Consider the following 23,253-nt stretch of genomic DNA (forward strand, 5'->3'; position numbering starts at 1 on the left):
GTATCCCCATAAAAAAAAGCCCACCCGCTGGTTATACACCTACGAATGGGCTTAGTTTCAAGGCTCAATAAAAACTTACTTGGCCATGTCTGCCAGAGAGCGACCCTGATATTTGCCTGTCAGCGTTTTCAGGAACGCCACAATATCGTTTACGTCCTGATCAGAAATTGCATGATCTGGCGTCTGGTAACGCGCCATTTTCCGTACAGCATCTTCCAACGTGGCGACACTACCATCATGGAAATACGGGCCGGTCTGGTCAATGTTACGCAGGGTAGGCACAACAAAGCGCTCACGGTCTTCATCTTTGTGGGTCACGTCATAGCGGCCTGTGTCTGCTGGTGTCAGCTTGCCACCCCGGTCCTTGAAGTAGTCTGCCTCAAGACCCATCGCTTCATACGCACCGCCACCCAGAGCAATACCGCTATGGCAGCCAGAGCAGCCGATGCTCTTGAACTGCTCATAACCACGCTTGGCCTGGTCACTAATGGCAGAGGCATTGCCTTTCAGGTAGTCATCAAACGGGCTGTCGGGTGTCAGCAGCGTTTTTTCAAACTCCGCAATTGCCGTTGTAATGGTGTTCTGGTCCACGCTGGCATTTGGCCCAAAAGCAGCCTGGAACAAGGGTGTATATTCTGGGTTGGCTTGCAATTTCTCTGCAACGGCTGCCCAGTCATGTGACCCCATTTCAACAGGGTTCATCACAGGGCCGGCGGCCTGTGCTGCCAGATCATCCGCGCGACCGTTCCAGAACTGTGCCATTTTAAAGTAGGCATCATACACGGTGGGCACGTTGATCGGGCCTTTCTGCCCCCCAATGCCTGTAGCCGTAACCAGATGGTCAACGCCGCCGTGGTTCAGGTCGTGACAGCTGGCGCAATTGAGTGCACCATCGCCTGACAGGGTTTTATCAAAAAACAATTGGCGACCCAGCGCAACTTTGGCGGCATCCACCGGCACGCTTGCTGGTACTGGACGCACAGGTTCCGCTGCAAATTTTTCGGCAGCCCCTGTATTCGCGTAATATTTACGCCGTGTTTCCTCAACCCAATGCAGTACGGACTGGCGCTCACCATCAGACAGATGCGCATGCCAGTGCATGAGCAGATACATGGTGGGCGGCATACGGTTTTGGGTAATAACTTCCTCAATACGGGACAGTTGTTCTTCCGTAGGCGGCTTACCCTGATCAAACGCAGCCAGTACCGGCTCAACCCGGAAATGGCGCAAACCTTCGTGCAGGTCTTTTTCCATCAACTGGTTTGCCAGCGGGAGCTTGAAGTAAAATGGCAGGTCACGGCCAACAGCATGACAGTAGTCACACCGTGCTTCAGCCAACACATTATAGGCCGCCAGCGCTACTGGGTCCTGTTTTGTAGGAGATGTGGCAGGTAGTTGAGGTGCTGTGCTGTGCTGTGATCAAAATGCGTCAAAAACGCAACTGTTCCACCATAAGCCAGAACACCTGCCCCTATTAAAGAGGCTATAACTCTACGCACTACACACACTCCCAGTCATTATTGAAAAGCTCTTGTAAGCTTTTATTCGCTCTGGTCTGGGTTGTGTTTGATACACGTCAAACTGTCAAATAGATTATTTTCGTTAAAACCATTAATAAAATCGATTACTGATCGGTTTTATCCAACCAATCCTCTACAAGACGCCTGCGCGCTATGGCCACATAGTCCTCATCAATATCAATACCAACCCCGGAGCAGCCCATGCGCTGCGCCGCCAGCAAGGTCGTGCCTGTGCCCATAAACGGGTCCAGAACCTTAGCTTTTTTCCTGCCATGCAGCCGGATGCACTGTTCAGGCAGAGCAACTGGAAACGTGCCCGGATGATCGAATTTTTCAGAACGCCCGCGCACAGTTTCGTAGGGTATAAACCAGGTATCCCCCCGGCAGCGCCGGTCCTGCCTATGCCCTCGCCGGGCGATATTTGATTTGTCCTGATACGGCACACCTGCGTTCAGCCGATCCAGCAGCACATCACCTTCCAGCGTGAAATGGAGAAGGTGCTCATGCCCACGGTGCAAGTAACGCTGGCTGTTCATGGGTTTGAAGTGCCCAAAGCTCTCCTCACCCACAGAAATGGATTTGACCCATGTAATGTGATTTTGCAGCACAAACAGTTCCCGCATCCGAACAACGAGTTCAAACGGCAACCACGGCTGGGCGGACGAGCCGGAAATATTCAGGAAAAAGGAACCGTCTGGCCGCAGGACGCGCCGCAGGCTTGCGGCTACCTCCATCATCCAGTCCAGATAATCCTCTTCCTCACGCCGGTCTGCATAAGTGCGGTAAGAAAGACCGATGTTGTAAGGCGGAGACGTAACAATAACATCTATCGTCTCAGCAGGCATACGCTGCAAAACGCGCAGGCAGTCGCCCCGTACCAGATGTTGCTGCCCGACTTTATACCGTCGGGACTGCTTTGGTAGAACAGAGGCTTTTGAAACGCCGGCAGATGTCACGCACTACGCGCCGATGCCAGACGCCAGATGCTGCCAGATGCGCCCAGCAGGCGTTCAAAAATCCAGAGGTCGGAAAACTCAGTAACCGCATCCATGCCAGTAACGGGCTGGTTTTCAGCATTCAGCACCAGACTGATCTGGTCAGAGACAATCCGCACCTCAATGGTGGCACCCACGCCCACAGCCAAAGGTGTGAGGTGAACATCTTCAATGCTTAACGACCGAATCGCCTTAATATCCGTGCGCTGCGTTTCTCCCGCGGCATTGCGGGCTGCAATGGCCGCTTCAAAGGAGTCGTACACAGCAGGGGTCAGGCGTGCCTTCAGCGTGACAAGGTCACCCTCTGCATAGGCTTTGACAACCTGAGCAAAAACACTCTGTGCTCCGGTCAAAAACTGCTGCGGCGTAAAGCTGGCATCATTTTCACGCACTTGCAGGAGCAACTGCCCGACACGCGTGCCGGGTGCTGGAATATTGAAATCAACATTCTGCTCTGCTGCTTCGATTTTGGCATCACTGCCCTTTCCCATCCCGGCAGCTTTTGCGGGCACAGGCATAGGGAGCGGCTGAATGCCAACACGGCGCCCCAGAACACTGCGTAAACGCAGCACCAGAAAGGCGGCCACCAGAGCAAAGAGAATAAGATCGACCGGGAAGTGGCCGAAAGAAAAATCCATAGTTCACACGTCCATTGTTTATGCGCCCGCCCGCAGGCAGAGAACACTCAGGAACTGGGCTTCCCTTAACACATAGAGAAGCCACCCGCCCGATACAATGACCGGACCCCTTTTGGCAGGCCTATTAACAGCAATAGCCTTGCGGAAAAGCCCTTCTTTTTCCTATCTGCTAAACCATGATCATTTTGCGACACTGCGAGAGCGAATTCAACCGGCTCTATAATCAGACCGGCCGGGACCCTAATCTGGCAGACCCCGGTCTGTCTGCCGCAGGAAAAACCCATGCGGACCAACTGGTTTATGCTCTTGGGCATCTGCCCATAACGCGTATTCTGGTCTCCCCTTTTACACGTGCGTTGCAAACCGCCACCCCTCTGGCACGTGCCCTGAATATCACGCCGGAAATCTCACCCCTTCTGCGGGAGCGGGGCCTTTATTCCTGTGATATTGGTACAGAGCCCAGCACGCTTGCCTGTGATTGGCCTCACCTTGATTTTGCTGGACTAGACGGCACTTGGTGGTCCCCGCAGCCGGAAAGTGACCAGCATATGCAAAAACGCGTTCAGCTTTTCCGGCAGTTCATGGCGACACAACCCGATGCGGACCAAACCCTTGTGGTCTCCCACTGGTGGTTTTTACTGGGCCTCTGTGGCGATAGCTTGGAGAATGGTGACTGGCTCCGTTACGACTTGTAAACATTTATTTTGGTTCGTGCAGCCTCCTCAAAAAGCAAACTTTTTTTAACGCGGCCCCCTTGCGGATCCACACCGGACGTGTCCTGTATTGCGGCACGCTCAAGCCTTGCTGTATGCAGGAGGCCAGAGCATAAAATAACGTGCCGCCTAAATTTTCAGTACGACCTGACAAGAAAGCTGTTTTTTCCATGTCCGAAACTGACCAGTCCACCCTGCCGCCAGCTCTTCCGCTTGCTGTAAACCTGCAATACACACGGGATCTGTCTTTTGAAGTACCAGGTGGGGCAGAAATTTTTGCAACCCTGCGCTCTCAGCCGACAATCTCTGTCAATATTGATGTGCAGGCCAGCCGCTTGCAGGATGATCAGTCCGTGTATGAAGTGACACTGGCTATCAAGGCAGAAGCTAAAGAAGCCCCTGAAACAGAAGGTGGCACACCTGGCCGGACCGTGTTTATTGCTGAGCTGGCTTACGGTGCAGTGGTGACACTGACCAACCCGCCGCAGGAACTGATTGAACCGATGCTGCTGGTTGAAGTCCCGCGTCTGATTTTCCCTTATGCACGTAACATCATCAGTGATGTGACACGCGATGGTGGCTTCCCGCCCATCGTATTGCAGCCGATTGACTTTGTGGCTCTGTGGCAGGCTAAACGCGCTGAATTTCCGCAGACGGCTGGCAACGCTTGATTTCATAAACCTGAACAGGGTGCTTTGTTCACCCTGCTCGCGGTTTTTAAACGGCCCATCTGGCACAAGCCAGAGGGGCGTTTTTTTATGAAGAAGGCCTCAGTAGAGACAACAGGGATGCGGCATTTGGTTCCGGTGCGACCAGCACGGTATGCCAGCCCGCCTTGCAGAGAACCTCTTTGGCTGCGTCAGACATCACAACCCCCACTGTACTGGCGGCAGCAGGCCACATTGCCCGTGGCAATGCACTTAACCAGCCTTTGGCACTTTCAGCAGAGAAAAACAGGCTATACCCAATTCTGCCCTCTCGTAGAGCCTGTTGGATAGTCGGGCTTATTTTTTTGACAGGTTGGGCAGCGTAGGCAACGCGCCTGAATACTGTGAAACCTTTTGTACGCAAATGATGCGCAAAAGACTGGCCCTGACCGGAACCAGACAGCAACAATAATGCCCCCTGCTCGGGCCGACACTGCTGCGCCAGCAGGTCAGCCAACGCAGAGGCATCGCCTTGGGCGCTATAAACTGCCCTAAATCCTGCGGCATGGGCTCGGCGGGCTGTACGGTCCCCCACGGCAAAAACCGGCACAGAATGGTCCACACTGGTGCTGGCACACGGCACGGCCTGCCCACTGGTCAGGACAACAGCACGTAGCCCTGTTGGCACTTCAGATAACGAGTATGGCCTGACCACCAGAGCCGGAGAGGCAAAAGGCTGCCACCCCGCATCAAGAAGCTCAGCGACTGTTTCTGACAAGCCCGGTTCCGGGCGTGTCACCAACACGCCGGTGGCATGTGGCAGAACGTCCTGTTGCTGGTGACTGTGACCGCCGCTCTGGTGCTGATCAGCCAGTGAGCCCTCCATTTTGCCCGTCTTCAGTCGCCTTCAAAAATATCGGCAGGACTATCCGTACGCAGGCTTTTGCCAAGTTCATGACCAAGGCGATGTGCATCCGCAGGTGCACCACTAATGGCACGCTTCAGCAGGAAAGACCCATCCTCACGCGCAACAAGCCCGGTCAGATGAAGCTCCGGCTCTTCCCCTGCAACAACAGGAATAAGCTGGGCATACCCACCAATTGGCGTTCTGCAGGAGCCATCCAGTTCCGCCAGAAGTGCGCGTTCTGCTGTTGCCACGGCGCGGGCTTCATAATCTTCAATGGCGGAGAGCAGCTCGCGCAGTTCCACATCGTCCTCACGGACAGTAACGCCCACAATCCCCTGCCCTGCTGCTGGCACCATAAGCGTAGGGTCGAGCACAATATCCGCCCGCTCTGCCATGCCTAGCCGCTTGAGCCCTGCCAATGCCAGCAATGTTGCATCACACTGCCGCCCAGCCAGTTTATCGATTCGGGTTTGAACGTTCCCACGCAAAAGGCCAAATTGCAGATCAGGCCGCACGTGCAGCATCTGAGCCTGACGGCGCACAGACGAACACCCGACAACGGCACCATGTGGCAACGCTGAATAGGGGTCATCCGGGTCAGTCATGGCCAAATCGGGTCCCAATATCAGGGCATCCCGTGCATCTTCACGCTTCAGGGTGCAGGCAAGCACAAGGCCGGGCGGTAGATCGGTCTCAAGGTCTTTTAGGCTGTGGACGGCAAAATCTATCCGGCCGTCAGCCAGAGCCTCATGAATTTCCTTGGCGAACAGTCCCTTCCCGCCAATATCTGCCAGACGTCTATCCTGCACCTGATCACCGGTAGTATTGATCTGGTGCTCCTGAAATGCCCCCATATCGCGCAAAACCGGGCAAAAGCGCGTCAGCATCGTCAGGAAGGCGCGTGTCTGAACCAACGCAAGCGGAGAACCGCGCGTTCCGACACGAAGGGGCAGATGACGGCGGGTAGAATGCCCGGCTGTCTTTTTCTGGCGGGCCGCCGCCTCTGCCGCAATTTTTTGCAGCGCAGGAGAGATGGCGGGTGAGGAAGGGTAGGCTGAGTCCATAAGGTGTGTCTATTACCGGGAATGATGAAAGGACAAGCAGCCATGATGCCCGGCAGGTCTGAAAACTTTGCGCCCCCGGTGGCCACGCCGCCCCGCTGCGCGCCATTTCGTACCCGCAACACTTCGGCAGGGTCTTATACGGCAGATTTACAAAGTGCGGGAGAGCGCTTGACGCAATACCACGCCATTCTCCCATTTTCAGATTTCCCTCCGGCTTGATATGCCACCCATTAAACCCTTACAAACCGCAGAAAAACGCGCTTCAACCACAGGTATTCGCTCTATGTCGTCCACGCCTCTCTCCGTTCTGCCCGGCCCCGTTCTGGCCATAGAGTCATCCTGTGATGAAACCGCCTGTGCGATTCTCTCCTCCGATGGCACCTGCTTGGCTCAACGTGTCGTCTCTCAGGACGGCCATGCAGATTTTGGAGGGGTGGTGCCAGAAATTGCCGCCCGTGCCCATTTGGCATTATTGCCGGGACTCGTGCAGGCCACCCTTGCAGACGCGCGCTTGACAGCCAACGATATCGGGTTTGTTGCATCCGCCACCGGGCCCGGCCTTATAGGTGGACTGATTGTTGGCAGCGGCTTTGGGAAAGGTCTGGCGCTAGCGCTTGGCAAACCCTTTGTGGCGGTTAACCACGTAGAGGCACATGCTCTGACAGCGCGCATTCCGGGTCTGGTGCCGGGCGGAGCCCCTTTCCCGTACCTGTTGCTGCTGGTATCTGGCGGGCATTGCCAGTGTATTGCTGTGGAAGGGGTCGGCCAGTACCGCAAGCTTGGCGGAACCATTGATGATGCGGCAGGCGAGGCCTTTGACAAGGTCGCCAAAATGCTGGGCCTTGGTTGGCCGGGTGGCCCTGCGCTGGAAAAACTGGCGCAGGAGGGCAACCCGAAGACGATTCCCCTCCCTCGCCCTCTGTTGGGCCGGGAGGGATGTGACTTTTCTTTTTCAGGCCTGAAAACCGCTCTGTCTCAAAAGCTGGCACCCTTTGGGCAAAGCCCTTTACCAAGACAGTTTGCAGCTGATCTGGCGGCATCGTTCCAACAGGCTGTGGCCGATGTTGTAGCAGACCGTATCACCCATGCCTTACGCATGATGCCCAATGCAGGCCTGTTGGTCTGTGCTGGCGGTGTTGCCGCAAACTCCGTACTCCGTGCACGGCTAGAAGCTGTAGCAGAACAGCATGGCATACGGTTTGCAGCTCCTCCCTTAAAGCTCTGCACGGACAACGCCGTCATGATCGGCTGGGCCGCGCTGGAAACCTGTCAGGAAGCCGCCAGACGCGGCTTGCCTCAGCCAGATGACAGTACCACACGCCCACGTCCGCGTTGGCCGCTTGAGGAGATGGCGCAGCGCTTTGCAGCCCCCCTTTAACACTCCTCTCTGATACATCCCCTTTTCCTAACCATAACGAGGCCTCTCACTTGAATTACCGCCACGCCTACCATGCAGGTAACTTTGCTGATTGCATGAAACACGCCCTGCTAGTCTCCCTTCTGAGCAGCTTTTTACGCAAGCCCTCCCCCTTTGTGGTGCTGGATACCCACGCGGGTGTTGGTCGTTATGATCTGGAAGGAACAGAAGCCGAGAAAACGCAGGAATGGCGGAGCGGTATTGGCCTGTTGGAACAGGAAGGCCCCGAAAGCCCTCTGGCACCATGGCTGGATCTGGTTAAAAAAGCAGGCCTGCCCCACCGCTACCCCGGTTCTCCCATGCTGGCCTCTTTCATGCTCCGCCCGCAGGACCAACTGATATGCTGTGAGAAGCACCCTGAAGATAAACGTGTTCTTTATGGGCTGTTTACCCGCACACCCAACGTTTTTGTGCATGAGCGTGATGGCTACGAAGCGCTCCGCGCTCTCCTGCCCCCTAAAGACGCAAAACGTGGCCTTGTGCTGATTGATCCGCCATTTGAACAGACAGACGAATTCAAACGCCTTGTGGAAGCCGTGCAAACCATTCGTACCCGTTTTCCAACCGGAGTTATCGCAATCTGGTACCCCATCAAGCATAGAACGCCGGTACGTACGTTTCTCACCGCGCTTCAGGACGCCGGGGTGCGCGACATGCTGACAGCAGAACTACTTATAACGCCCCCAACCGACCCTGACCGCCTCAATGGGTCAGGCCTGCTGGTTATCAAGCCGCCATTCGGTTTTGCAGACCAAGCCGAAGCGCAACTGGCCCGATTAAAAACTGTGCTTGGAGCGCACGATTATAGCGTGACGCAGATCAGCCCGGAATAAACACCTCTCCCGCTGATGGCGGGAGAACCATCAAACAGCCTTCATGGCCAACCAGATCTGGACAGCGAAGCCCTGCACCCCCGCTGCCAGAATTTGTACGCCAATGCACAGCAGAACAAGGGCAGCCATACGGCTTACAATCCGCGTGCCTGTGACCCCAAGCAGAGACACCAGCTTTTCTGACCAGGAATAGGCAGCCCACACCACCAGCACGACAGCAACCGCCGCCAGCGTGACACCAAATTCGTAGGGAAGAAAAGGCTGCCCCGGCGGGCAGCCTGACCCCAGCGCAATAGCCACTGCAATGGTACCCGGCCCCACGGTAAATGGCATTGCAAGCGGGAAAAATGCCGAGTCCGACCAGTTGGGGGACATAACGGTCTTACCGCCCTGCAAAGCCTGCTTTTCCTTTTTGGCTTCCATGGTTTCCGGGCTTTGAAGCAGGTTCCAAGCTCTTACCGCCACAACCAGACCACCCGCCACACGCAGGGCACTGACCGTAATACCAAAAAAGACCAGAACCTTGCCGCCCAGCCAGATAGAGATCAGCACGATCATAAAAGAATAAAAGGCGACCAGCTTGCTGAGCGCCATAATTTCGCGCTGGGAGCGGCCTGTGGTGGCCTGCGCAAAAATAAGCGATGCCCCAAACGGGTTTACAATGGAAAACAAAGCCGGAAAGGCCAGCAGGAACGCGGTTGTTGCTGCGGGCACAGCTCCCCCTTGCAAAAACGGAACCGTAAGAGCTGCTGACATAGCCTAACCCGACACTCAAGGCCCACGCAGGAGGCCTGATTTAAAGGAATTTATGATGCAGACAGGGGTGGCTCTGCATCCGCGCCCTTATAGGAGGCCACGAAGCGAGAGGCGAGTGCAATATCATCTGCCGGATAACAGAACTGCAAACCGTTGCTATTTTCCAACGGCCAGACGTTTAGGCCTATATCATCATAAATTCGCAAAAAAGGTGTTCCCACTTTCCAGAAAGCGGGTTTAACGCCTTCCTGCAAAGCAAGATCCCGCAAACGCCAGATAGCAGACACACTATCATCCTCCGCTCCGGCGGGATCACCCAGCCCGACCAGAAAGCCTTCCCGGCGGAAAACCGGAATCACTGCCTCGCCGCCCTCACCTGTCACATAGCCATCCGGTGCCATGGACGCGATATCCGGCAGGGCATGGTCCAATGTCAGGTAGTGCGTTTGTGCGGCTGCATCCCAAGGTTTTACCCGTACTCGGCCTGGCAGCATAAGCCTGCTCACAACCAGCAGAAAAAACGCCACGGATAACGCAACCGTCCATCTGGCTGCGCCGGATGCAGGCAGAATGAACACCATCTCCCACCAACTTCCTGCTCCATGGCGGGACGCCAGTGCAAAAATACACCCGAACAGGAGAAGCAAACACAGCAGCGTAGAGGTTGAGAGCGGCTCACTCAGCAAGCGAGCGCGCCGGTAATAGCAGGAGCGGAACGGTGCTATAAGAAAAGCGGATAGAGCCAGCACGACAGGCACCAGAACAGTGTTGCCGCGTACAAACGTAATAATGGCCGCAATAACCAGCAGGCCCAGCGTCGCACGCCATGCCAGCGTAACACGCTGCGAAAGACCAATGGCGAGACCGATCAGCCCAACACCCATAACTGAAAGCAGATAAGTGCCTATGGTGCCCAGCCATGTCGCGTTTGCTGTATTCACCACCCCATATTTAGCAACAGGGTCCAGCAACACCAGACAGATGAGCATGATGCCACACAGCGCGACCGTACCTGTGGCAACAGCTACGGAGAATCCCGCTTCGCTATCTCGCACAAGCTGGCTGGGGCGTACCCGTCGCGGTGCCGCAGGCTGGGCCATGCGGCTTTCTTTTTTGGCAGCAAGGGCATCATCCCCGCGCAGGAACAACTCATGCCCCGCAAACATGATACCCGCCATGAACAGCGGAATAATATAGTAAAACAGGCGGAAAATGAGCACCACACCCATGATCTGCGGTGCGGGCATATAAGGGCCGAGCGCCAGCAGCATGGCACCATCAAACACACCAAGGCCACCGGGTACGCTTGCCACAAGCCCGGCTGTGTAGGAGGCAATATAAATTGCCAGAAACGAACCGTAATCAATCTGCACCCCTGAGGGGAGCAGCACATACGCAATGGCCGCTGTGGCCGCCACATCTGCCGCAGCAACACCTGTCTGCAAGACAGCCATGAGGGGGGATGGCAGGTCAATGGTATGCTGCCGCACCGTCAGGTGCCGCATTTTGAAGGTCAGGCCAATATAGGCCAGCACAGCAAGCCACAACGCTATGCCTATTCCCGCAAGCACGCTGGCTGGCACATGCGCCCCCGCCATGGGGATAACCGAAGGCTCCCACACCAACACGCCGCCAATAAGAACAGCCGCGCCAAGCAGATAAGTGGCAGAGCAAAACGCTATAATCTGGGCAATACAGAAAGAACTGACCCCCCAGTTCCGGTAAAGCCTGTACCGCACAGCAGCACCGGAAACTGCCGAAAACCCAAGATTGTGGGACAGCACGTAGGAGCAAAAAGCCGCAAAGGCCGTACGCCCAAAGGACAGATGCCCATAACCAACCTGCACAACGGCAAGGCGGTCATAAAACGACAGAATAAAGTAGGACAGAAAGGTACACGCCACCCCAAGCCCGAGCTTCCAGCCTGGTATGGCTTCCATGGCCATACGGATATCCGCAAGGCGCAGGTGCCGTAATTCATGTTGAACTACGGCTATGGCCGCCACCATCAGCAGCAAGCCAAGCAAATGCGGCAGGTGCTTGAGCCAACGCTTCCACCCCTGTGGCTTAGGCTTGGCTCCCTGCGGAGCAGATGGCGTGTTATCTACCATTCAACCCGTGGTCCGCTCAGGCCTGCTGGTCACGCAGGAGGGCGGCTTCAATCAGGGCAACCGTCTCTGCCACCCCATACAGAGCAACAAACCCACCAAAACGCGGGCCTTCTTTCTGGCCTAACAGCACTTCATACAAGCAGCCAAACCAGCTTCTCAGTGGCTCAAACTCGTGCCGCTTACCAATCTCGAAGACAAGGTTCTGAAGTGTTGAAGCGTCAGCAGCCTCTCCTTCATAGCCGCGCAGAGCGTCAGCCAGATCAACCAGTGCCGCACGTTCCTTCTCACTGGGAGAGCGGAATGTTTTGGCCGGGCGTACAAAATCTGCATAGTAGGCAATGGCGTGTCGGGCCAACCCTGCAAGCATGGGGTGTGTTTCAGGTGAAACATCCGCATCGTACCGACGAATGAAGCCCCAGAGCACTTCTGGCGTTTCCGCATTGGCCACGCTGGCAAGATTTAACAGCATACCAAAGGATATAGGTGAGCCTGCGTTCTCTGCAATCTCGCCCTTGGTGATGAACCATGCCGGATTAGCCCGCAGATCCGCGCCCTTGGGGTCTGCCGCCTGAAGAGGCTTGGCTTTTTCAAAGTGGGTCAGGTAGTCATCCGCTGTTTTTGGAATGACATCAAAATACAGCCGTTTAGCCCGCTGCGGCTGGTTGAACATAAACTGCCCTAGGCTTTCCTGCGGGGCATAGCGGAGCCATTCTTCAACAGACAGACCATTCCCTTTGGACTTGGAAATTTTTTGGCCCTGTTCATCCAGAAACAGTTCATATGTCAGACCAGCAGGCGGCTCTCCGCCCAGAATGCGGCAAATTTTTCCTGAGAGACGCACACTGTCAATCAGGTCCTTGCCGGACATTTCGTAGTCGACACCTAGAGCATACCAGCGCATGGCCCAGTCGGCCTTCCACTGCATTTTGGCATGGCCACCCGTTACCGGTGTTTCAAACACTTCGCCGGTGGCAGGATCTGTCCAACGCACGGTTCCGGCTTCCGCATCCACGGCATCCATCTTCACCTGCATGACCTCACCCGTGCGGGGGTGAAGCGGCAAAACAGGTGAGTACGTAGCACGCCGGTCCGGCCCAAGCGTAGGCGCTATAACGCCCACAACTTCTTCATGCACTTCCAGCACACGTTTCAGGGCAGCATCAAAACGGCCACCCGTATAATATGTGGTGGAGGACGCGAACTCGTAATCAAAGCCAAAACTATCGAGAAAGCTGCACAGGCGGGCATTGTTGTGGGCGGCAAAGGAGTCGTGAGTGCCAAATGGGTCCGGCACACGGGAGAGTGGCTGGCCAATAAATTTTTCCAGCATGTCCCGGTTGGGCACGTTGTCTGGCACTTTGCGCAGAGCGTCCATGTCATCCGAAAACGCCAGCAACCGGGAGGGGCGGCCTGTCAGCGCCGTATAGGCCTGACGCACCCAGGATGTCCGTGCAACCTCGCCAAACGTGCCAATATGCGGCAGGCCGGATGGACCGTAACCTGTCTCAAGCAACGCTGGGCGTGCATCCTCATCGGCCCCGGCTTTGGCCGTACGGGCATCAACATGGGTGGCTAATTTGCGCGCCTCCTCAAAAGGCCAGGCGCGCGGAAGGGTGGGTTCGGGTGCTGTACGGCTATCTGACATGCGCGGAAGCTATGAACTGGACCGCGCTTGGTCAATCTAAAAACAAGAGCCAAGCGCGTAAGGCGCGTTTTTTCCACCCATTGACCCGCCACCAAGGCCGCCCCATCCTACAAAAATACTTTGCGCCTTTGCGCTGCTGAAAGGAGCCTTTTCCATGCGTCGCACCGCCGCACTTATCTTGATTGGCAATGAAATCCTCTCCGGGCGCACCCGGGATGATAACATCCAGTTTCTGGCAACACGTCTGGGTGAACTTGGTATTCCGCTGCGTGAAATCCGGGTCATTCCTGATGTGCGTGAAACGATCATCCTGACTGTCACGGAACTGCGTGCGAAATTTGATGAAGTTTTTACAACTGGCGGCATTGGCCCAACGCATGATGACATTACTGCCCCGTGCGTTGCAGAAGCCTTTGGTGTGCCGTGGGAATTTCATCCCGCAACATACGACATGCTGAAAGCCCAGTTTGGGGAAGACTTCAACTCCGCCCGCCAGCGCATGGCCAAGCTGCCACGTGGCGCCACGCCCATTCCCAACCCAGTGTCCCGCGCGCCGGGTTTTTCTATCGGGAATGTGCATGTGATGGCCGGAGTACCCCGCATTATGCGGGCTATGTTTGATGAACTCGCACCAAGCCTTACACCCGGCGCACCCGTGCAATCCCGCACATGGTACACAACAAACCTGTTTGAGGGCACGATTGCTGACGGACTGGAATCAATCCAGAACAGCTACCCGCAGCTCGATCTTGGCTCCTACCCGTTCCACCGCGATGATGGACGGCGTGGCGTGGCGCTGGTTGCCAAAGGCCAGGACCATGATGCCCTGACCAAGGCCGCGCAGGCCATTTATACCCTTCTCAAAGAAAAAGGCGGTGCCCCCGTTGAAGGAGAGCCACCGCCCTGAAACGCTTTATGAGGTGTTGGCAGCCTGACCTGTAGCTCAGGTCAAACTGTCACGCCCCATGGCCAGAAATTTTTCCCGCCGTAGTTCTTTAAGACGAGCGGGAACAAGCCCCACCAGTTCTTTCAGTTCTTCGGCTATCACAGTGTGAACAGACTGGAGCGCTGCCTGTGGGTCACGCTGAGCACCGCCAACCGGTTCCTGAATAATCCGATCCACCAACCCAAGACGATGCAGATCCTGTGCCGTCAGGCGCAGTGTCTCTGCCGCTGTGCTGGCCTGCTTAGGGTCACGCCACAAAATAGACGCGCAGGCTTCGGGCGAGATTACGGAGTAGATGGCGTGTTCAAGCATCAGAACCCGGTCACCGGCCCCCAACGCAACGGCACCGCCTGACCCGCCCTCACCAATCACCGTAGCAATCAGGGGAACAGGAGCGTCCAGACAGACTTCAATGGACCGGGCGATAGCTTCAGCCTGACCACGTTCTTCCGCATCAATACCCGGCCATGCGCCAGCAGTATCAATAAATGTGAGAATCGGCAGGTTAAAGCGCCCAGCAAGCTTAACCAGCCGCTGTGCCTTCCGGTAGCCTTCCGGCCGCGCCATGCCAAAGTTATGGGCCAAGCGGGTTTCAAGGTCAGAACCACGCTCTGTCCCAATGACAACCACAGGCGCACCATCAAAGCGGCCGATGCCGCCTATAATGGCTTTGTCATCCGCGTACAGCCTGTCCCCGGCAAGGGGGGTAAAGTCTGTCAGCAGGGCCTTGATGTACTCCTGCGTGTGCGGGCGCTGAGCATGACGGGCAACCTGCACCTTCTGCCAAGGGCTGAGCTTGGCATAAATGGTGCGCAGATGCTTGTCCGCCTTATCCTGAAGGCGAGCCGTCTCTTCTGCAATATTGACCCCGTTCGGGTCGGTCATTTGCCGCAGTTCGTCGATCTTGTTCTCAAGTTCGGCGACGGGCTTTTCGAAATCCAGGAACTGACGCATGGGCAAAGCGGATAGCACAGTCACGCGTAAAACCAAGTCACTTCGTGCATCACAGCACGCATAGTATGCATTTAACCGGCTTTTTCTGCTCTTTCACCTGTTTGTGTGGCAAGCGGATGATAGGTCTCAACCACTTTTTTCAACCGCTCTGTTTGCACATGGGTGTAAATTTGCGTGGTCGCGATATCCGCATGGCCCAGCAAGAGTTGCAGCGCACGAAGATCCGCGCCATGCGCCAGAAGGTGGGTTGCAAAAGAATGCCGCAAGACGTGTGGAGAAAGCCGCGCCGGGTCTATACCCGCACGTGAGCCTATCTCATGTAGTATTTTGTCAAACGCCTGCCGGGTCAGCGCACGGCTTGGGTCACGCCCAGGGAACAGCCATGGGCTTTCACGCCATGCGTCGCAGGCATGAAGCTCCAGAGCCGCGTCACGCCCACTTTCGGAAATAGGCACAAGCCGTTCCCGTCCCCCTTTACCGCGGATAAGCAACATGGGCTTCTCCCCCCTCAGGGCTTCACGCGGGAGGGAGAGTAGTTCGGAAATACGCAAACCCGACGCGTAAAGCAGCTCCAATGCCGCTTTTGCCACCAGAGCGCGCCGCTTTTGGGCAACGCTAGCCCCTTCCGCTGGCACACAAGCCTCCAGAAGCGCCACCACCTCCGATTCGGAGAGGAAATGCGGCAGGGACGCACTTAAGCGTGGCGAATCCAGCAGGCTGGCCGGATTGTCTGTTCTGATCCCTTCTCTCAGCAAGAAAAGGTAGAACTGTTTGATGCACGATACTCTGCGCGCAACAGTCCTACGGCTCTGGCCGTCAAGGCTCAGGTCAGCCATCCAAGCAGCAAGCTCTTCTGTCTTGGCATAGACCAACAACACACCCTGAGCCGCCAGAAAGGCGGAGCAGGACTCCAGATCAGCACGGTAAGCGGAAATCGTGTTTGGAGATGCAGCACGTTCGGCAGCCAACATCTCCAGAAACGGTTCCACTTCGTGGCCAACCGCCATTAGTGGGCTGGTGCTGCTACAGGCGCAGAGGCGGCTGGAGCCGGAGCTGCCGCCGGTGCGGCATCCTGCTGTGCTGGTACAAGAGGTGTTACCAACGGCGCGGGAGGGGGCGGAGGTGGCGCAATAACAGCAGGGGCAGCAGCCTGTGGCGCAGCCAGAGGAATATCACGGTGGACAGGCTGGGGTACCGGCGCATGGGCAGACAGACCAAGTGCTGCAAAACCACCCAAAAGTGCGACGCAAACCACGGCCGCAACAACAAGAACCATACGGTTCATACTTTTGCTCTCCGACAACAGAGGTTAGATGTGTTCTTTCTGCTCTATGGTAAGCTGCGTTCCATGTCATCACGTATCTCGTCTTCCCCATCTGATACGGCGGATCCCCCGCCGATCCCCCTTGACCTGGAAAGGGTGAGCCATCGGTCTGGTGCCGGGCTTCTTCCGTCCGGGCGCAGCATTGTGCTTGTTGGCCTGATGGGCGCGGGCAAAACAACCATAGGGCGCAGGCTGGCCACACGTCTGGGCCTGCCTTTTGTTGATGCAGATGTAGAAATTGAGCGCGCCGCCGGCTGCTCCATTGCTGATGTCTTCCGCCTGTACGGAGAACCGGCTTTCCGGGACGGAGAGCGCCGAGTTATCCGCCGCCTGCTTGAAGGGCCACCCATGGTCCTTGCGACCGGGGGCGGCGCCTTCATGAATGCCCAGACACGGGCATTTGTACGGGAACGCGCCATTTCCGTGTGGTTACGCTGCCCGCTCCCCATCCTGCTTCGCCGCGTGCAAGGGCGCTCTCACCGGCCCCTGCTCAACGATACATCCCCTCGTGATGTGCTGGCGCGCCTGATTACCGAGCGCCACCCTGTTTATGCCGAAGCTGATATCGTTGTTGATTGCGGAGAATATAACGTGGACCACAGCACCACCCGTGTGATCGAGGCACTCGCCCTCTCCCGTAGGCCCGTACGGCTCCCTATTGAGTTGGCCCATACAGCATATGATATTGTTATCGGTACAGACGTTGTGTCCCGTGCAGGGGCATTATTGGCACCGCTGCTGCCGCAAAAGCGCGTCATCATCATCACGGATGAACACGTAGCGGGGTATCACCTCCCCAAACTCCATGCAGCTTTGCGGGAGACGGATATACAGTTTCGCACCCTCACCGTTAAACCGGGCGAGCACTCCAAAAGCTTTGCAACCTATGAACGCCTGATAGACAGTATTCTGGAAGAAGGAGTGGAGCGCAAAACAACCATTATCGCCTTTGGCGGCGGTGTGGTGGGCGACTTGGCCGGGTTTGTTGCCGCATCCACGCTCAGGGGCCTGCCATTTGTGCAAATTCCCACGACTCTGCTCTCACTGGTCGATTCTTCTGTTGGTGGCAAAACGGGCATCAATACCCGCTGGGGGAAGAACCTTGTGGGAGCCTTCCACCAACCCCTGTGTGTGCTGGCAGACGTTTCTACGCTCAGCACCCTCCCCCACCGTGAACTGGTTGCTGGCTATGCCGAAATTGTGAAGTCCGGCCTGATAGCAGACCCCGCCCTTTTTGAATGGTGTGAAAAAAATGGGGAATCCCTGCTGAATGGTGACCCGGAAACTCAGGCAGAAGCCATTCGCAGAGCCTGCGCCTTTAAAGCAAGGGTTGTGGCTGAAGATGAACGGGAACAGCACAGCAGCGGTGGCCGTGCCCTTCTGAATCTGGGGCACACTTTCGGGCACGCTCTTGAAGCCGAACTGGGATACGACGGCCGCCTGCTTCATGGGGAAGGAGTCTCCATAGGGCTACGGCTGGCCTTCATGCTGTCGGTAAAGCTTGGCTATTGCACCTCACAGGATCTTGAGCGCGTAACCGCCCATCTGAAGCGCTTGAAAATGCCTGCACAAATCAGAGATCTGCCATACAGCTTCCGCGCATCCGACCTCATGGCACATATGCAACGGGATAAGAAAATGCAGGACGGACAGCTCTCCTTCGTGCTGGTTCGTGGAATCGGTCAGGCCTTCACCAGCCGAAATGTTCCGGCTGAAACCGTCCGTCAGGTGCTGTTGGATGATGGCTGCACACCTTAGAAAACCGCCATTCTTCCTATATGTTTCTTGTATTTAGCGCACCACGCCGCAATTCCGCCTTATTCTGAAAGGAGACAAGCGCGGCATTGGTGAATTCACCATGTTCAAAGCAAGACGTTAAAAGCTGAATACTACTATGCAGCAGCTACATCTTGGGAAACCGAAATGAACTGTTGCAAAGAAAACACGGTTATGGCTTCTAATTGCACTAAGCATGAAGCTGCGGGTTTCTATTTTGGAACCTATCGTTTTATACGGCTTTAGGCATCTTGCTGGGTCTGACTGCTAAATGGTTAGCGGCAGAGTCGAACAGATGAAATATTGAGGACGAAAAAATGCGTCTCCGCACGGCGTTACTTGCAACGACACTAATGGCAGCGGCTCCGGCGGCCGCATCTGCCACCACGATTACAGGCCCGTACATCGACCTGGGCGGTGGTTATAACCTGGTGCAGAATCAGCACGCACACACTTCCGGTTTCGGCGGTGGCGCTGATAACGACGCACACGGCAACAGCTCTTCCCAGTTCCGCCACCATGACGGCTTCACCGGTTTCGGTGCATTCGGCTGGGGCTTCGGTAACGGTCTCCGCGCTGAAGTTGAAGGGGTGTACAACTACTCCCAGATCAACCACCGCGGTGGTACGTCTATCCCGGGTTCTACCCGTGGTTCCGACCAGTCCTACGGCGGCCTGATCAACGTGCTGTACGACATCGACCTGAAACAGTTCGGTATCGACGCACCTGTTACACCGTTTGTTGGTGTTGGCGCTGGCTACCTGTGGCAGCACTACAACCCAACCCAGACCAACTTCAGAAACGGTAACACCAGCCGACTCGGTGGCACCAATGGTGGCTTCGCCTACCAGGGTATCGTCGGTGCTGCTTATGATGTTGGCGTACCTGGCCTGCAGGTTACCACGGAATACCGTATGATCGGTCAGCCTGGTTCCTTCACGGACGGTGCATTCACATCCACCGCTACCTATGCCAACGGTCAGCGTGGTCGTGGCAACACGAACTTCGACCACCGCTTCAACCACCAGTTCATCCTGGGTCTGCGCTACGCATTCGACACGGCTCCTCCTCCTCCGCCGCCAGCTCCGGTTGTTGCTGCTCCAGCTCCGCTGCCAGCACGTTCCTACCTGGTGTTCTTCGACTGGGATAAGTCTGTCCTGAGCTCACGCGCTCGCCAGATCGTTGCTGAAGCTGCACAGGCTTCCACGCACGTTCAGACGACCCGCATCGAAGTTAACGGTTACACCGATAACTCCGCTGCTCACCCTGGTCCTCGTGGTGAAAAGTACAACCTGGGTCTTTCCAACCGTCGCGCAGACAGCGTGAAGGCTGAACTGATCCGTGACGGTGTTCCGGCTTCTGCCATCGACATCCACGGTTACGGTGAAGCTCACCCGCTGGTTCCGACCGGCCCGAACACCCGCGAACCTCAGAACCGTCGCGTGGAAATCATCCTCCACTAATTCGGTCTGATCTTCGTGATCAAAGAAAGGGGCACCTTCGGGTGTCCCTTTTTTTATGTTGAACTTCTGCCGTGCTTTCGCGTAGGTCACCTGAACAATGACCCTACATCCCCAGCCCTCGTCGGCCGGGCATACTCTGCTTTCCAGACTATGCCCCCCAGCAGTGATGCGCCTTTTCAAGTTTGGCGTTGTGGGCACTCTTGGTTTTCTATGGGATTCGAGCACTCTTTATGGGTTAAGGCCTTTCATTGGCCTAACCGCAGCAACACTTGTTGCGTATTTTGTTGCTGCCACACTGAACTGGCTCCTCAACCGCCTCTGGACTTTTAAGGGTGCCGGGTCACATGATCACCCCATCCTGCAATGGCTCAAATTCCTGCTGGCCAATAGTTGTGGGTTTTTTCTTAATCGCGGCACGGTCTATATTCTCTTTTACACAGTACCACTGTGCCTAGCTCATCCCATTATTGCGCTGGCAGCGGGCTCATTTGCAGGCATGTTTGCAAATTTCAACCTTAGCCAGAAACTGGTTTTTCGGGAAAAAGCACCACAGTCTGCACTCGAACTTGCAGAATATGCTGTGGAACTTTCCCACCATGAGGCACCTCAGCCCCCCACCACCACAGACGCAAAATAACGCATTTCCAAAGCCCCCTCTCCTACCCCCTTCCGATAAAGCGTCGGGTGCGCTACAGCAGGGGTGGGTAAAGGAAGCTTCCCGGCTTTCCACCTGGCCGTGAGGAGTCTTTCCTGAACACAGGATGCCAACGGAAAAATCCGTCTGTCATGCTCTTGGGAAAAATCACGCGCCCAACCAGATTCAGGACCGTCTGCCTCACGCCATGCTGACCACAAACGATATCCGTACCACCTTTCTGGAGTATTTCGCCGGGAAAGAGCACCAAATCGTGCCCTCTTCTTCTCTGGTGCCACGCAACGACCCTACCCTGCTGTTTACAAACGCAGGCATGGTACAGTTCAAAAACGTGTTTACCGGCCAGGAAACCCGCTCCTACTCCCGCGCCACAACAGCGCAGAAGGTTGTGCGTGCCGGTGGTAAGCATAATGACCTGGATAACGTAGGCTATACGGCCCGCCACCACACTTTCTTTGAAATGATGGGTAATTTCTCGTTTGGAGACTACTTCAAACCAGAAGCCATTGAGTTAGCTTGGAACCTTGTGACCAAAAACTTTGGTCTTCCAAAAGACAAGCTGCTTGTTACCGTCTATTCAGAAGATGAAGAGGCCGCTGGCCTATGGCGCAGCATAGCCGGACTGGATGACAGCCGGATTATCCGCATCCCCACCAGCGATAACTTCTGGCGTATGGGTGACACCGGCCCCTGCGGCCCCTGCTCTGAAATCTTCTATGATCACGGCCCGGATGTATTTGGCGGCCCTCCCGGCTCTCCTGATGAAGACGGTGACCGCTTTGTTGAAATCTGGAATCTGGTCTTCATGCAGTTCTTTGAAGACCCACCGGGCGTACGCTCGCCGCTTCCCCGCCCGTCTATTGATACAGGGCTTGGCCTGGAACGCTTTGCGGCCATTCTGCAAGGGAAGCGTGACAACTATGACACAGATACATTTCAGGCTCTGATTCAGGCGTCAGCAGACGTCACGCATCAGGCAACGGATGGAGCATTCAAGTCCAGCCACCGCGTTGTTGCTGACCATCTGCGCTCAACAGCCTTCCTGATTGCTGACGGTGTTCTGCCCTCAAAAGATGGTCGTGGCTATGTTCTGCGCCGCATTATGCGCCGCGCCATGCGCCATCTGCACATGATGGGCACCCACGACCCCGTTTTCTACAAGCTGCTCCCTGCCCTTATTCAGCAGATGGGTCAGGCTTACCCGGAACTGGTACAGAGTGAAGCCCTCATTCGTGAAACTATGCGTGGTGAGGAAGAGCGCTTTAAAGCCATGCTGGACCGCGGCCTTGGGCTGCTGGCTGAAGAAACGGACAAACTCTCTGCCGGTGCCGCACTACCGGGTGACGTTGCCTTCCGCCTGTACGACACTTTTGGCTTTCCGCTTGACCTGACGCAGGACGCCCTGCGCGGCAGTGGCCATACAGTTGATGTGGATGGCTTTGACGCCGCCATGACCATACAGCGTGAGCGCGCCCGTGCCTCTTGGGTAGGATCTGGCGATACAGCGCTGGAGACCGTGTGGTTTGAAGGCCGCGACAAATTCGGCGCGTCAGAGTTTCTTGGTTACTCCACTGAACAGGCTGATGGTGAAGTTCAGGCTGTTGTTGTTGGTAATGGCTTCGTACAAGAAGCCCCAGTGGGTACTCAAGTGGCTGTTCTGCTCAACCAGACCCCGTTTTACGGAGAAAGCGGTGGGCAGGCTGGTGATACCGGCACCCTGACCGCCAAAGGCCTGCATGTTGCGATCACGGATACCCAGAAAAAAGCTGGCGATCTGATTGTTCATTACGGCACCGTGACCGAGGGCACATTGCGCCCTGGCATGGCTGTAACGGCAACTGTGGCACATGACCGCCGCTCCGCCATACGGGCTCATCACTCCGCCACTCACCTGTTGCATGAAGCGCTGCGCCGCAAACTAGGTGAGCATGTTGCCCAGAAAGGCAGTTTGAATACGCCAGACCGCCTGCGTTTTGACGTCAGCCAACCGCGCCCCATCACGCAGGAAGAGCTTGCTGAAGTTGAAGCTGAGGTGAATCGCCTTATTAGAGAAAACTCTCAGGTCGTCACCCGCTCCATGACACCGGAAGAAGCCGTGGCCGAAGGGGCCATGGCTCTGTTTGGTGAGAAATATGGTGATGAGGTGCGTGTTGTCTCTATGGGTGGGGCCGATGGCAACAAGAGCGCATGGTCCATCGAATTGTGCGGCGGTACCCACGTCAACCGTACCGGTGATATAGGGCTGTTCCGCATTACGTCAGAAAATGGCGTTTCAGCGGGTGTACGCCGTATTGAGGCCGTTGCGGGCAAAGCCGCCGAAGCCCTTTCCATTGCCAATGAACAGCGCCTGAACCAGATGGCAGCCCAGCTCAAGGTCAGCGTTGCGGATGCACCGGAACGTCTGGCTTTGCTGCTGGAAGAACGCCGCACCATGGAGCGCCAGATTTCCGCTCTGCAACGGCAGTTGGCCGCAGGCAATGTTGCCTCTGCTGGCGTGGAAGACGTAGGGGGCCTAAGGCTGGCCACCCGTAATCTGGGTGACACTGCGCCGCGTGAACTCAAAGGGCTGGCAGAAACCATTCTTAAGCAGGGCAATGCAGATGTTGTCGTCCTGATTTCAACAGCCGGTGACAAAGGCAGCGTTGTAGCTGCTGTTGGTGCGGATAAAGTTGAAAGCGTGGATGCTGTGGCACTTGTGCGCGCTGCAAGTGTTGCCATGGGTGGCAAAGGCGGCGGCGGCCGCCGTGACATGGCGCAGGCCGGTGGCCCGGATGCTGGTGCTGTGGATGCTGCCTTCGCTGCTGTGCGCGAGGCCCTGACGGCCTGAGTTCTGGCATAAACAGGGGGTGCGTCCTGCGTCCCTCTGTTCTGCTGTCTCTGCCCCGCCTT

The 23,253-nt window shown here is 56.2% G+C and carries 20 protein-coding genes and 1 pseudogene; 10 read left to right on the top strand and 11 right to left on the bottom strand.

What is annotated here, in order from left to right:
- Window positions 1–75: 75 nt before the first annotated feature.
- The 3 genes and pseudogenes from ACTIDN_RS05290 to ACTIDN_RS05300 all read right to left on the bottom strand — a co-directional run bounded on the left by ACTIDN_RS05290 (window position 76) and on the right by ACTIDN_RS05300 (window position 3,153).
- A pseudogene (locus tag ACTIDN_RS05290) lies at window positions 76–1,499 on the bottom strand (cytochrome-c peroxidase).
- A gap of 125 nt (window positions 1,500–1,624) precedes the next feature.
- Window positions 1,625–2,476, bottom strand: coding sequence for a DNA-methyltransferase (locus ACTIDN_RS05295; protein ID WP_415507327.1), 852 nt, complete (start codon window positions 2,474–2,476; stop codon window positions 1,625–1,627).
- Window positions 2,473–3,153 carry a Tim44/TimA family putative adaptor protein gene (locus ACTIDN_RS05300; RefSeq protein WP_441376244.1) on the bottom strand — a complete coding sequence of 227 codons (681 nt, stop codon included), beginning with the start codon at window positions 3,151–3,153 and terminating at the stop codon, window positions 2,473–2,475. Before ACTIDN_RS05300 ends, ACTIDN_RS05295 begins: the two co-directional genes overlap by 4 nt.
- 176 nt (window positions 3,154–3,329) lie before the next feature.
- Between ACTIDN_RS05300 and ACTIDN_RS05305 the strand changes: the two genes are divergently transcribed.
- Complete coding sequence (locus tag ACTIDN_RS05305; protein WP_441376245.1) at window positions 3,330–3,848, top strand: histidine phosphatase family protein; 519 nt, start codon at window positions 3,330–3,332, stop codon at window positions 3,846–3,848.
- 188 nt (window positions 3,849–4,036) lie between these two features.
- A complete protein-coding gene (gene secB, locus ACTIDN_RS05310) occupies window positions 4,037–4,537 on the top strand; it encodes a protein-export chaperone SecB (RefSeq protein ID WP_048838241.1) in 501 nt (166 codons plus the stop codon).
- An 85-nt stretch (window positions 4,538–4,622) separates the two neighbouring features.
- Here the strand turns inward: secB and ACTIDN_RS05315 are convergent, their stop codons facing one another.
- Window positions 4,623–5,399, bottom strand: a complete 777-nt coding sequence (locus ACTIDN_RS05315; protein WP_441376246.1) for a uroporphyrinogen-III synthase — start codon at window positions 5,397–5,399, stop codon at window positions 4,623–4,625.
- Between the two features lie 11 nt (window positions 5,400–5,410).
- Complete coding sequence (gene hemC / locus ACTIDN_RS05320) at window positions 5,411–6,484, bottom strand: hydroxymethylbilane synthase (protein ID WP_048838242.1); 1,074 nt, start codon at window positions 6,482–6,484, stop codon at window positions 5,411–5,413.
- 42 nt (window positions 6,485–6,526) lie between these two features.
- Between hemC and ACTIDN_RS05325 the strand changes: the two genes are divergently transcribed.
- The 3 genes from ACTIDN_RS05325 to ACTIDN_RS05335 all read left to right on the top strand — a co-directional run bounded on the left by ACTIDN_RS05325 (window position 6,527) and on the right by ACTIDN_RS05335 (window position 8,734).
- The gene (locus ACTIDN_RS05325) at window positions 6,527–6,703 is read left to right on the top strand and encodes a hypothetical protein (RefSeq protein ID WP_415507323.1); all 177 of its coding nucleotides are present in this window, start codon (window positions 6,527–6,529) and stop codon (window positions 6,701–6,703) included.
- Between the two features lie 64 nt (window positions 6,704–6,767).
- Window positions 6,768–7,862 carry a tRNA (adenosine(37)-N6)-threonylcarbamoyltransferase complex transferase subunit TsaD gene (tsaD, locus tag ACTIDN_RS05330; RefSeq protein WP_441376247.1) on the top strand — a complete coding sequence of 365 codons (1,095 nt, stop codon included), beginning with the start codon at window positions 6,768–6,770 and terminating at the stop codon, window positions 7,860–7,862.
- A gap of 50 nt (window positions 7,863–7,912) precedes the next feature.
- Window positions 7,913–8,734: a 23S rRNA (adenine(2030)-N(6))-methyltransferase RlmJ gene (locus ACTIDN_RS05335; RefSeq protein WP_441376248.1), complete on the top strand. Its 822-nt coding sequence runs from the start codon at window positions 7,913–7,915 to the stop codon at window positions 8,732–8,734.
- A gap of 30 nt (window positions 8,735–8,764) precedes the next feature.
- Here ACTIDN_RS05335 and ACTIDN_RS05340 read toward each other — a convergent pair whose 3' ends face one another.
- The 3 genes from ACTIDN_RS05340 to ACTIDN_RS05350 are packed head-to-tail and all read right to left on the bottom strand — an operon-like array spanning window position 8,765 to window position 13,246.
- The gene (locus tag ACTIDN_RS05340; protein ID WP_048838244.1) at window positions 8,765–9,490 is read right to left on the bottom strand and encodes a MarC family protein; all 726 of its coding nucleotides are present in this window, start codon (window positions 9,488–9,490) and stop codon (window positions 8,765–8,767) included.
- Window positions 9,491–9,540: 50 nt separating this feature from the next.
- Complete coding sequence (locus ACTIDN_RS05345; RefSeq protein ID WP_415507320.1) at window positions 9,541–11,601, bottom strand: lysylphosphatidylglycerol synthase domain-containing protein; 2,061 nt, start codon at window positions 11,599–11,601, stop codon at window positions 9,541–9,543.
- 16 nt (window positions 11,602–11,617) lie between these two features.
- Entirely contained in the window at window positions 11,618–13,246 is a 1,629-nt protein-coding gene (locus ACTIDN_RS05350) for a lysine--tRNA ligase (protein ID WP_441376249.1), read from the bottom strand.
- Between the two features lie 154 nt (window positions 13,247–13,400).
- Here ACTIDN_RS05350 and ACTIDN_RS05355 point away from each other — a divergent pair, with 154 nt between their 5' ends.
- The gene (locus ACTIDN_RS05355) at window positions 13,401–14,153 is read left to right on the top strand and encodes a competence/damage-inducible protein A (RefSeq protein ID WP_441376250.1); all 753 of its coding nucleotides are present in this window, start codon (window positions 13,401–13,403) and stop codon (window positions 14,151–14,153) included.
- A 36-nt stretch (window positions 14,154–14,189) separates the two neighbouring features.
- Here the strand turns inward: ACTIDN_RS05355 and ACTIDN_RS05360 are convergent, their stop codons facing one another.
- The 3 genes from ACTIDN_RS05360 to ACTIDN_RS05370 all read right to left on the bottom strand — a co-directional run bounded on the left by ACTIDN_RS05360 (window position 14,190) and on the right by ACTIDN_RS05370 (window position 16,431).
- Window positions 14,190–15,146 carry an acetyl-CoA carboxylase carboxyltransferase subunit alpha gene (locus tag ACTIDN_RS05360; RefSeq protein WP_086651848.1) on the bottom strand — a complete coding sequence of 319 codons (957 nt, stop codon included), beginning with the start codon at window positions 15,144–15,146 and terminating at the stop codon, window positions 14,190–14,192.
- A gap of 71 nt (window positions 15,147–15,217) precedes the next feature.
- The gene (locus tag ACTIDN_RS05365) at window positions 15,218–16,153 is read right to left on the bottom strand and encodes a tyrosine recombinase (protein ID WP_441376251.1); all 936 of its coding nucleotides are present in this window, start codon (window positions 16,151–16,153) and stop codon (window positions 15,218–15,220) included.
- Window positions 16,153–16,431 carry a hypothetical protein gene (locus ACTIDN_RS05370; protein ID WP_441376252.1) on the bottom strand — a complete coding sequence of 93 codons (279 nt, stop codon included), beginning with the start codon at window positions 16,429–16,431 and terminating at the stop codon, window positions 16,153–16,155. The genes ACTIDN_RS05365 and ACTIDN_RS05370 overlap by 1 nt, the downstream gene beginning before the upstream one ends.
- Window positions 16,432–16,494: 63 nt before the next feature.
- On the opposite strand from ACTIDN_RS05370, the gene aroB reads away from it, so the two are divergent.
- From aroB to alaS, 4 genes are all read left to right on the top strand, one after another.
- Window positions 16,495–18,228 carry a 3-dehydroquinate synthase gene (aroB, locus tag ACTIDN_RS05375; RefSeq protein WP_441376253.1) on the top strand — a complete coding sequence of 578 codons (1,734 nt, stop codon included), beginning with the start codon at window positions 16,495–16,497 and terminating at the stop codon, window positions 18,226–18,228.
- 335 nt (window positions 18,229–18,563) lie between these two features.
- A complete protein-coding gene (locus tag ACTIDN_RS05380; RefSeq protein ID WP_415507315.1) occupies window positions 18,564–19,709 on the top strand; it encodes an OmpA family protein in 1,146 nt (381 codons plus the stop codon).
- Window positions 19,710–19,875: 166 nt separating this feature from the next.
- A complete protein-coding gene (locus tag ACTIDN_RS05385) occupies window positions 19,876–20,346 on the top strand; it encodes a GtrA family protein (protein ID WP_441376279.1) in 471 nt (156 codons plus the stop codon).
- Window positions 20,347–20,551: 205 nt separating this feature from the next.
- A complete protein-coding gene (gene alaS / locus ACTIDN_RS05390) occupies window positions 20,552–23,191 on the top strand; it encodes an alanine--tRNA ligase (RefSeq protein ID WP_441376280.1) in 2,640 nt (879 codons plus the stop codon).
- The last annotated feature ends 62 nt before the right edge of the window (window positions 23,192–23,253 follow it).

The sequence above is a fragment of the Acetobacter sp. genome (assembly GCF_052102375.1).
GTDB lineage: Bacteria > Pseudomonadota > Alphaproteobacteria > Acetobacterales > Acetobacteraceae > Acetobacter.